Origin of the sequence: Neorhizobium huautlense, from assembly GCF_030811685.1 — a bacterium.
Lineage (GTDB): Bacteria > Pseudomonadota > Alphaproteobacteria > Rhizobiales > Rhizobiaceae > Neorhizobium > Neorhizobium huautlense_A.
Genome location: NZ_JAUSRF010000038.1, coordinates 1 through 9,397 on the forward strand (window position 1 = coordinate 1; position 9,397 = coordinate 9,397).

At 54.8% G+C, this 9,397-nt stretch carries 11 protein-coding genes; 5 read left to right on the plus strand and 6 right to left on the minus strand.

Annotation, left to right across the window (positions count from 1 at the left end; all coding sequences use genetic code 11):
- Positions 1-404: 404 nt before the first annotated feature.
- The 5 genes from J2T09_RS27325 to J2T09_RS27340 form a co-directional block, all read right to left on the minus strand.
- Positions 405-767, minus strand: coding sequence for an RT0821/Lpp0805 family surface protein (locus tag J2T09_RS27325; RefSeq protein ID WP_306840242.1), 363 nt, complete (start codon positions 765-767; stop codon positions 405-407).
- A 95-nt stretch (positions 768-862) separates the two neighbouring features.
- Positions 863-1,609, minus strand: coding sequence for an outer membrane protein (locus J2T09_RS27330; RefSeq protein WP_306840243.1), 747 nt, complete (start codon positions 1,607-1,609; stop codon positions 863-865).
- 193 nt (positions 1,610-1,802) lie between these two features.
- A complete protein-coding gene (locus tag J2T09_RS27335) occupies positions 1,803-2,651 on the minus strand; it encodes an IS5 family transposase (protein ID WP_306840244.1) in 849 nt (282 codons plus the stop codon).
- 103 nt (positions 2,652-2,754) lie between these two features.
- Positions 2,755-3,030: a hypothetical protein gene (locus J2T09_RS27700; protein WP_373458668.1), complete on the minus strand. Its 276-nt coding sequence runs from the start codon at positions 3,028-3,030 to the stop codon at positions 2,755-2,757.
- 3 nt (positions 3,031-3,033) lie between these two features.
- On the minus strand, positions 3,034-3,450 hold the full coding sequence (locus J2T09_RS27340; RefSeq protein ID WP_306840245.1) for a TetR/AcrR family transcriptional regulator: 417 nt from the start codon (positions 3,448-3,450) through the stop codon (positions 3,034-3,036).
- A 200-nt stretch (positions 3,451-3,650) separates the two neighbouring features.
- Here J2T09_RS27340 and J2T09_RS27345 point away from each other — a divergent pair, with 200 nt between their 5' ends.
- The 5 genes from J2T09_RS27345 to J2T09_RS27370 all read left to right on the plus strand — a co-directional run bounded on the left by J2T09_RS27345 (position 3,651) and on the right by J2T09_RS27370 (position 7,490).
- A complete protein-coding gene (locus J2T09_RS27345; RefSeq protein ID WP_306840246.1) occupies positions 3,651-3,995 on the plus strand; it encodes a DUF2934 domain-containing protein in 345 nt (114 codons plus the stop codon).
- A gap of 371 nt (positions 3,996-4,366) precedes the next feature.
- Entirely contained in the window at positions 4,367-4,882 is a 516-nt protein-coding gene (locus J2T09_RS27350; RefSeq protein WP_306840247.1) for a sigma-70 family RNA polymerase sigma factor, read from the plus strand.
- Between the two features lie 81 nt (positions 4,883-4,963).
- A complete protein-coding gene (locus J2T09_RS27355; RefSeq protein WP_306840248.1) occupies positions 4,964-5,503 on the plus strand; it encodes a GXWXG domain-containing protein in 540 nt (179 codons plus the stop codon).
- A gap of 88 nt (positions 5,504-5,591) precedes the next feature.
- Positions 5,592-5,861, plus strand: a complete 270-nt coding sequence (locus tag J2T09_RS27360; protein WP_306840249.1) for a hypothetical protein — start codon at positions 5,592-5,594, stop codon at positions 5,859-5,861.
- Positions 5,862-6,584: 723 nt separating this feature from the next.
- Complete coding sequence (locus tag J2T09_RS27370) at positions 6,585-7,490, plus strand: helix-turn-helix domain-containing protein (RefSeq protein WP_306840250.1); 906 nt, start codon at positions 6,585-6,587, stop codon at positions 7,488-7,490.
- An 11-nt stretch (positions 7,491-7,501) separates the two neighbouring features.
- On the opposite strand, the gene J2T09_RS27375 is transcribed toward J2T09_RS27370, so the two are convergent.
- Positions 7,502-8,416: a hypothetical protein gene (locus J2T09_RS27375; protein ID WP_306840251.1), complete on the minus strand. Its 915-nt coding sequence runs from the start codon at positions 8,414-8,416 to the stop codon at positions 7,502-7,504.
- Positions 8,417-9,397: the final 981 nt, after the last annotated feature.

Below are 9,397 nucleotides of genomic sequence, written 5' to 3' on the forward strand. Positions count from 1 at the left end.
GAATGCTTGGTCATAGGACTACTCCTAGTGTTTGCACTAGGACTTCCGATGTTCGCATCAACCTCGCAAGACGGCCCTCACCGGAGGCTTACGCGGAGCGTGTCGGCACACCGTTTGAATAAGTCATAACGGCCGAGCGGGCTCGCTCATACAAGCCCTCCAAAGAGAACTTCGAACACGCGTACGCACAGGGATGCCACGCCCGAGGACACGATACACGTAGCCATGGGCATGCACACCGACATGAAGGCATGCCACTCGGACTGCGGGCAATTTGGGTCAATCGCAGAGATGATGATGGCAATCCCGACTGGCGGCCGTATACGGAAGTTCGGGACCTGCACAGGGCCGCCGATCTTCTGGCGTAGCGCCGCTTGATCTACTTCCTGCGCCTACCGCCGGAGCTATTGTTCGTTGAGGGAATTGACCCGCCAGCGCCCATCGCCTTCGGCGCACGCCTGTCCGTTCAAAGTGTCAACACCGTTCAGGGATTGGCGGCTGCTGAGAAAGGCACGGCATGTGCGACCATCGGCGCCGCGGCTTTCGGTATAGCTTAAAACTCCGGCGCTACCGGTCGCGGGACTCGCCCAAGGCACGCCGCTGGCTTGCTGTTGCGGGGCCGCAGCAATAGCCCGTTCGATCGCGGCAACGTCCGGTGCAACCGTAGCGGCGCGGGACGCCGACTGAGCGGACTGTGTTCTCTGCTGAATATCGTCGTCGTGGGTACAAGACACGAGCATCAATGCAGCGACGAGCGCAGTAGCCATTCCCAACTTTCGCCCAAGGTCTTTTTGCAAGCCGATACCCTCGAGTTCAGCGGATGCGGGAGGAGCTTAAGACAGCGCACCTCCCGCTTACTTCATCAGAACTGTTTGCGCAGGCCGAACGTCACGGCATGGCTTCTGAAGTCTGTGCTCGACGCGGAGCCATTGCGAGCCACGAAATCGAAGTCGTCAGCCGCCGTGAAGCGATAGCCGATGTCGAGAGTGGTGTTATCGAATAGCGACATGTCGGAAAAGAGACCGATGCCCTGCAAGTTGATGCCGACGCCCGCGTCCAGATGGTAGGCGAACTGGGTATCGCTATCGTCGATAAGGGTCGCAGTTCCAGCAACGCCCTGCTTGCGCAGTTCGAGGTTCATGAAGCCGACACCACCACCGACGAAGGGTGTGACGGCACTAAAGAAGCCGTCGTTCGTGAGGGGAATGTCGAGGTATCCGTTGACGTAACCTTGGAACGAGCGGGCGTCGCCGAAAGAGTCGATGCTTGGCACGCCTGCGCCATTCACGGAGTGAGCGTCAACCGAAGCGCTTCCGTAACCGAGTTCGAGTTCGATGCGTGGGGAGATGAAGCCCATGGAGCCGAAATTGTAACCCGCGCGGATCGAGCTGTAGAAGCCGGTGTCGTAGTCCGTCGAGATAGCGCCGACGCCTGACGTAAATGTCGTGTCATCGAGAAAGCTGACAGAGCTCAGCGAGCCGATGTAGAATCCGGATGTCGACGGCACCACGACCGGAGCCTCTTCAACAGCCATGTCGGCAGCGCTGGCGGCACTGACCATTGCGGCTGAGAGTGCACAGGTCAGAAGAACTCGTTTGAAATTATTCATGTCAGGGATCCTGGTTGGGAGGCTTCAAGCGCCTATACAGGACTTAGGTGACGGATCCCGGAATTCATCATTTCGACACAAACAAAACAGCGTTGCCTCGTTCTTCTCGATGCCTTGTGGCAGATGGGATACACAGTTTGGCTCGCACCCCAAGAAGACTAGCCATCTCCTGACCACCAAGCTGTCTTCATTATTACCGCCCAGTCTGTCTCAGGGTCCGTCCGAGAATTAATGATGATCGTGCGATGCGTCTGGTCAGCGTCATGATAGATGCAGCATAGAGGAAGGCTTCGGCGGACTTTATCGTCGCCTCCGGGTCTTTCCACAGTCGCCGATTTCGACTTATCCAGGCGAAGAATCGCTCGACGACCCAGCGCTTTGGATGAACGGCAAAGCCGACCTGATCCTTGGGCTTGCGGACGATCTCGACATCGACAAGCGTCGCATTCTGCGGCCTGTCGCCTGAATATCCCATGTCGGCGAACGCCTTCTCCACGAAGGGAAAGGACCTGCGGGATACCTGCAGAACAGGGATTGCTCCGTCGCGATCCTGAATGTCGGCAAGCTGAGGATCGAGCACAAGTGCTCGGCCATCCATGTCCACCATTGCCTGCCGTTTGCGGCCCTTTATCTTCTTGCCCGCATCGTAACCGCGCGGGCCACCGCTCTCGGTGGTCTTGACGCTCTGGCTGTCCAGAACAGCGGCGCTCGGCGAGGCCTGCCGTCCAATCCGCTCGCGATCCATTGTGACGAGGCGACGGTTGATCCGCGTGAACAGCCCGGTGTCGCGCCATCGGCAGAAATAACCAAACACGGTGCTCTTGGGCGGCAAGTGTTTTGGGATAAGCCGCCACGGGATGCCGCCGCGCAAAACATAGAAGATGGCATTGACGATCTCACGCACAGGCCAAACTGGCTTGCGACCTCTGCGCGCGGGTGGAGGAAACAGCGGCGAGAGCACCTCCCATTCGCTGTCCGTCAGATCGGTTTCATATCGGGGTTGGTTGCGACTATACTGCCGCCGGGTGGTCGGGTTCCACATGGCGCTTCCATTCTGGCTTTGAACACCGTCTTGGAATCATCATCGACCCGATCACTCAACTCAATTCTCGGACAGCCTCTCAGTGCCGGGAGCCATCGATTTCCTACTGAGGGACATGCGCCCTGTGGACCGGGTTGGTCACTTGATCCGGAAACCTCCCTAGCAAGAAATAGGACGCTTGCGCTCGGACGATACCCTTGAATTGCTCCAGGATTTCGGCCCCTTCCCGCGGCGAGTGCATCAGCGCAAGGCGCACGCTCGCGTCCGCCATGTTGAAAAGCAACATGAGAGTGCTCTTGTACTGGTCATGATTTCCCTGCGGCACGAACCGCACAGTTGCCTCGAAAAAATCTTCGACCTGACGGCGTGTCTCAGCGATGTCCTACTGGCCGAGAAGCTTGCTGGCTTTTATGGCATTCATGATGTCGATCGCTGACTGGCCTTGTCGCATGACCTCATAGTAGGCATCGACAAGAAGCTCGGCCGCAATCATCGCGTCTTCCTCAGTATGGATGTTCCCGAGAGCACCTTTCAGAATGAAACGGGTCTCATTGACGTACTGCTCGTACAACGATGCGACAATCGCTTCCTTGTCCGGGAAGTACTGGTAAACCGATGCGATCGGCCCGCCAGATCGCGAACCGATTTCCTTCATCGTGACAGCATCGATACCCTTCTCACCGATTAGGTCGGCAGATACTTTGAGAATTTCCGACACCCGATCCTTGCTCCGCTCCTGTTTCGGCACGCGACGTAGGATCTTTTTTGGCGGTTTGCCGGGGCGGCGCTGAATGCTCATTCTGGGTCCTATGCAGGCGAATTCGATAAGATCTCCTGAACTTACTCGATCCCCTACGATAGGAGTCAAGCGGCCCGGAGCGATAGGAGATCTGCGGGCCCTGCCGTGAACCCTATAACTCGCGGAGCAGCCCGCGATCGACCTCTCCGGGAACTCGCCTAGACATTGCAGGTTCTGTCCGAGAGAAACAGGAGGATTACATGAGCAAAGAAGATACGATCCGCGACGCCGCTCACGCCAAATGGGAGGCGGAAGGAAGGCCGGACGGCCAGCACGAACGGCACTGGAGCGAAGCCGAGAAAGAGATTAGCGGCAACTCCACAGGCGCGGCCCAGACCTGGTCCGGGGATCATCACAACGGCGTTTCGCCTCCGACCAGCACAGGCTCCGTAGAAGACGAACAGGTCCAGGAGCCGTCCAACGACTGGCCCGCCGCCGCTCCTCCTTCGGATACAGAAAATTCGGCCCCGTCCCCAGTAGACAGGTTCGACCCTCCCGATGCGGATCGAAGGACATTTGGAAATGGCGACACCGATCGATCGTAACTGGCGGCAACGGGAGCCAGCACATGCCACAACAGGAACAGGATCCTTTCGGATCAGCCGATCCTACAACGGAATATGAACGCGAGGGAAAACCGGGAGGAAAAGCGGGTTCTTCCAAGACAAAGCTGGCCGTCGGGGTGGCAGCAGTCTCGCTGACGCTGTTTCTGTCATGGCTGTATATTACACCATTCGACGCCGATCCTGCCCCCGAGGGGACAGCTCCTGTTGCGGCCCCCGGGGTAAAGTCGCCATGAGCGGTGCCGATCATCAGCATTGTCTGCCAGCGTACCCTCCCGGTATACGAGCGCACAGGCCGGAACTATGTCTGCAACCGCGGATTGACGGATCTCACCCGGTGGAGATCTGGCGACATGACGCACGCAAAAACCGTCCGTGTTCAAGCGGCGATGATTGAGTTGCTTCCCGCACTTCGAAAATTTGCCCGCCGTTTTTGTATTCAGGATGGTGACGTCGACGACCTCGTCCAAGATACCGTTGCGAAAGCGCTTGGGAATCTCGATAAATTCCAGGAAGGCACTCGCCTCAAGTCGTGGCTTTTCACGATCATGCGCAACACGTTCTCGACCAGATATGTCGTTGGAAAAAGAACGCTCACTGGATTGGACGATATGAGCGGCATCGAGCCAACGCAGCAAGCCTCGCAAGAATGGGCTATGCGAGGGCACGATTTCGAGGAAGCCTTTATCGCCCTACCTGAATGCTACCGCCCGGCGGCACAGATGATACTCTTGGATGGGACCAGTTATGAAGATGCCGCCAACCTGCTTGGGTGCAAAGTCGGCACCGTCAAAAGTCGCGTCAATCGGGCGCGGGCGCATCTTGCGGCCAGCATGGGAGACACCGTTTGCGCCGCTGCTCGGATCTAGCGTGCAGTAACGCGTGTATCGCCGAGCAACATATCAACGCTCCAGCATTATTCGAACCCGAGGTAGCCCAGGATCAAGACGATGAAACCAGTCGCACTGCGATCAACAGTCCAAGAGGAAATGAACGACTGGTTTGAGACACTCGATCTGGTCCACCCCGCCGAGCTGATCGGGCTATGGAGAGGGAACGGTTATCCATCAGGCCACCCGCTCGACGGAGTTCTCGAAAACCTTCACTGGTTCGGCAAGCGTTTTCATCCGGACAAGCGGGCCGATGCGCTTCTGTTCGAGAGTAATCCCGGTAAGCTCCTCGCCGTCGATCCCGCCTTCTTCCCGATCAAGTGGGCACTTCTTTTTGCTGGTATCGGCCGAACAAAACCTGCGTCGAACCTATTCACCCACATTCTTCCGCGTTTGAGGGCACGAGGAACGACGGCTGCATTGGAAGAGCGGTTGGATGCTGGCGTGATGACGGCCGCCATGGTGTACGACAAACAGCCGATCGTTGACTATTTCCGGCGGACGGCCAACGGAGATATCATCGGTAAGATGGTGGTTAAAGGCGATCCCGATCGTTACTTCTTCGGACTGCAACGAGTAGGCGAAGGAACTGAAACGTAGTGCGGCACCGGTACTGAGATCCGCGGTCACGGTAGTGCCTGGGCTTCGAAGGTTTGGCATCTTTCAGAAACGATGGGACTTCGACGAAGTGGCCTTAGAACAATTTGGCCAGAAAGCCGTTGAGCACGGTGTGGACGGATGTTCAGAAACAGAGATCGCCCTGTTGACCCGTTTGCGGGCGCTAAAGGCGAAGCCTGAAATGGCGATCAACCTATTCGACCTAGGTGTGCCCTTGAATGCCGACGGTTTCTCGCAGGACAAGATAATGGCTGTTCACCTGGCGCTCGAGCAAGAGAAGGTGATCGCGTTTGGGCCGGACAACCGCATCTCCATCCTCGGAAAGCTGCCAGAAAGCTAGCTTCTATGGCAGCCTGTTCTGATGCTGAGCGCGAACTGCGATGGGTCCTCGCTGTTCTCATAGCTGGCCTCTCACGGCCCCCCTCACCAGCATCAAGTTTGGGATTTCGCCGCTTGGGTAGATGCGCTACAAACAGCCCTCGTCCGGCGAGGCCGTGACGCCGCGCATGCGCGACTCCTTTCGGAGGACGCTGTTCTCGCCATTCAGGACGCGATCGTCCTCTCTAGGGCGCTCGACGAGCCCGCTGTCTTACAAGGGCGATAGAACGACTGCACCGGCGACCTGTCGACGCAGTCCGGTAGTTGCTTTTCACTGAAACCAATTGGCTGATCCATACCTTTGTACCAAAGCCCCGGCGCACATCACGCCGCCGGCTTGGTCTTGAAAGAGGTCTGAACCTGCGACCCCTTGAAGCAAAACTGAACAATTGCCGCTACTTAGATTGAATGCCTATTCGAACAGAGCAACTTTATCCACGTTTCGCAAGAACTTGCATGGTACGGCTTATCCGGTTTGACGTGCCCCCGGAAAATTACAGCTCCCGCTGGCCCAAAATCGGGGTGCACGTCACCAAGACTCTCCTGAAAACTGGAGGAACGATGGGGGTCAGGTCAGGGCAAGGTCAGTTCCGCTATTGAGACGGAAACCCGACACATGCTATGCACGGGTAACTCTTAATCGCCGTAGGAAACTGACACTTATTTACTTTATGGATTTCATTTCTTGACCTACTCGCCAGTCATTACTGCAAACAAAGATGGATTGGTCGCGAGCTCCTCTCCGACCATTCGAGCTTTGGACGGCATCCAGGTGGGCTTTTGGGACGGCTTCGGTCATAGAGGAGGTTCGAAATACCTCTTATCTCAGGATCCCCGCCTCCTGGTGTTCCTGCGAGATAGCTCCTCGGTACAAATAACAACTGACGAGCGAGGCTTAGCGCCACTTCGAACAAAACCGATGCCGCAAGCGATCTTCCTCCCCGCCGGAGTACCTTTGTGGAGTAAAATTACTCATGGAAGTCAATTTCAAATATTGCAGGTGATAGGCCATAGCGACAAACTACATCGTTTCCTAAGGCCAACTCTAGGATCGAGCGCTGCTTTGAGTGCGCTCAACGAGATTGTTGAGGTTCAAGACAGCAAATCCGTGAGCCTGCTATCACACCTCGTGAAGGATGAGTTACTCGGCTCAAATCGGCGAGATGCTTATGTAGAAAACTTAGTCGGAAGCATTCTTGCAGACGTTGTCGAAAATCCCAACACTGAAGGTAAGGATCTGTCGGGTCGGCTGACCATGGCGCAAACCCGAAAACTCCGTTCACTGATAGATGCAAGCTCGAGCTACAGGCTTAAAGTCGGCGATCTAGCGAAACATCTGGGGCTTTCAGAGGATTGGTTCTCTTCGTGCTTTAAGAGCACTTTTGGGACAACCCCCGCTCGTTGGTTGCTCGAAAGACGGATCATAGAAGCAAGACGCCTATTGAACCGCACTACCTTATCCATTGCTGACGTCGCACAATTGATGGATTTTTCCGACCAAGCTCATTTCTCAAGAGCATTTCGACGGATTGTGGGGAAATCCCCCAACGAGTGGAGAAGGGATCAAAGCCGGCCCGACAGCGAAGGCTGAGTGTTTGACACTTATCTAGCAAAGTGTTCGTTGAGCGTTGGGTATCTTCTAACTGCGCCGCTCGCTCGCTCAAAACGCGAAAAGGTTAGGTCGTGCGGCTTGCTATCAAAATACTCCAAGGCACTCAAGTAGTCGCGAGCGCCAAAGCCTTCTAGCGGATCGACCAATAGAGACATTGCCTTCTTAGCCAACAACGGCGAGACGGATAGCGGGGGGGCATCATTGGTTAATATTAGCGCGACATTCGTGCTCGACCAACTTACCCAATTTGACATTTCTTGCCACCTGCAGTCGGACGTTCCCACGGGGACGATCCATTCCGGGTGAAGCAGTGCCCCGTCAAATCCCAAATCGATTAAAACCTCGACAAGCCGCTTGGGCTCTTCGACGTTTGAAAACCGTTTATTCGATTTCACAACCAGTTTCGCATTCGCCGCGCGACAGAGTTGCGTCAGTAAATGCAAACTACTGGGATCAAATTGAGACCGGGATCCCAATATGTTTTGATATAACTCATCGTCAATACATAACCTTCTGAAGTCTGTTCGGAAGCTTGTCAGAACTTGCTCTATGTCAGCAAACACTATTCGGGTGTGTGATAATTTCGCACGTGTTCGTCTGTACTCGAGGCTTAGCCTGGAAAGCTCGTCTTGCAAGCTAGATATTTCAGGCAATGGTTTGCCAAGACTGGTCGTATCAATAAAATTCCGGTCCTCACGCCTGACCACTGGGCCCTTATCAATCATCCCTGCAAAAGACTGAAGCCTTGCCCATTCCGCTCGAACAGATTTGAAACTCGCTACCATCTTCACGAAGAGAGTTCTTCTGACTTCGAAATCGTTCCCATTATAGGTCTCAAGGCTTTGAATCAGCCTAAAAGAACGCTTTATTAGCTGTTCTAAGGATGGTTTTTTTTTGGTTACCAAGACTACCACGTTCGCTGAGGCTCAATAGAACCATTTGAAACAGCCCTGCTCAGTCGAATCGCTATACTCGCATTGCGGTAGGATCCGGCACCACATAGATGCCATCGAATGAGTTTGTTCCGGCGGACATTCTCGGAAACATTGCGACTCGTCAACGCGGTACGCGGCGGACTTCTTACGTGAAACAAAATTCACATCGGAAATAAACAAATACCGATCTTTCATCCAAATTCCGCGCTAGATATGCTTGTTGAATCGCTCTGAATTTTGAGGAAAATCACGATCTCAGATCAAATCGGCTATATTCTCACTTAAGCCGTGGCAGAGATTCGATCCGTCCCCCCTCTAACTAAAACTGAAAATTTTCGGTTACTTAGATCGAAAGCGCCTTCTAACGGCGCAAAATTTTCCACTTTCGCAAAATCTTGCAGGGTCCAGCCCACACGGGCGCGTAGTAAGGGACCGTTAGCACTTTTCAACATGCTCGCCGTTGATCAGGCACTCGCTGTTCGCTCCTTCGCCCGCGTCGCTGATGCGGCTCATTTGTTAAGATTACGGATACGATGAACTTGTCCCGATCATCCGCGAGCAAGATCGTGCTAGATTTGTAAGCGCATCTATTCGACGTCGAAGTGCAATTCTCCTCCGCCTGCTTCCAGTCAGCGGCGCAACCTCAAGTTATTTCCAGCATAATCATTTGATAGAGGAACTCAAAAATCCCCACTGAATCGACACCGGCTCGATAGGTAATGCAGCGTTTAGAGTCTACAGCGCTACGAAGGCAGCCATTCGCAACTTCGCCCTTCGCTGAGCTTTGGATCTGAGGGGTCCAGTGTCCTGGTTAATGTCTTGTCTCCTGCGCCATGGCGACGCCCAGCCTGAAAGGGCTAGGTGTTTAGTCCCACAGTGTGATGGCGTATTATTGTCGCGATCACAGAGGGACACTCTATGGGCCAATTTCTTCATGGCAGCGCCAAGACC

Coding starts and splice junctions, on each gene's coding strand:
- J2T09_RS27345 (WP_306840246.1), top strand. CDS start 3,651: ATGAGCAAAGAAGATACGATCCGCGACGCCGCTCACGCCAAATGGGAG.
- J2T09_RS27330 (WP_306840243.1), bottom strand. CDS start 1,609: ATGAATAATTTCAAACGAGTTCTTCTGACCTGTGCACTCTCAGCCGCA.
- J2T09_RS27340 (WP_306840245.1), bottom strand. CDS start 3,450: ATGAGCATTCAGCGCCGCCCCGGCAAACCGCCAAAAAAGATCCTACGT.
- J2T09_RS27355 (WP_306840248.1), top strand. CDS start 4,964: ATGAAACCAGTCGCACTGCGATCAACAGTCCAAGAGGAAATGAACGAC.
- J2T09_RS27335 (WP_306840244.1), bottom strand. CDS start 2,651: ATGTGGAACCCGACCACCCGGCGGCAGTATAGTCGCAACCAACCCCGA.
- J2T09_RS27325 (WP_306840242.1), bottom strand. CDS start 767: ATGGCTACTGCGCTCGTCGCTGCATTGATGCTCGTGTCTTGTACCCAC.
- J2T09_RS27350 (WP_306840247.1), top strand. CDS start 4,367: ATGACGCACGCAAAAACCGTCCGTGTTCAAGCGGCGATGATTGAGTTG.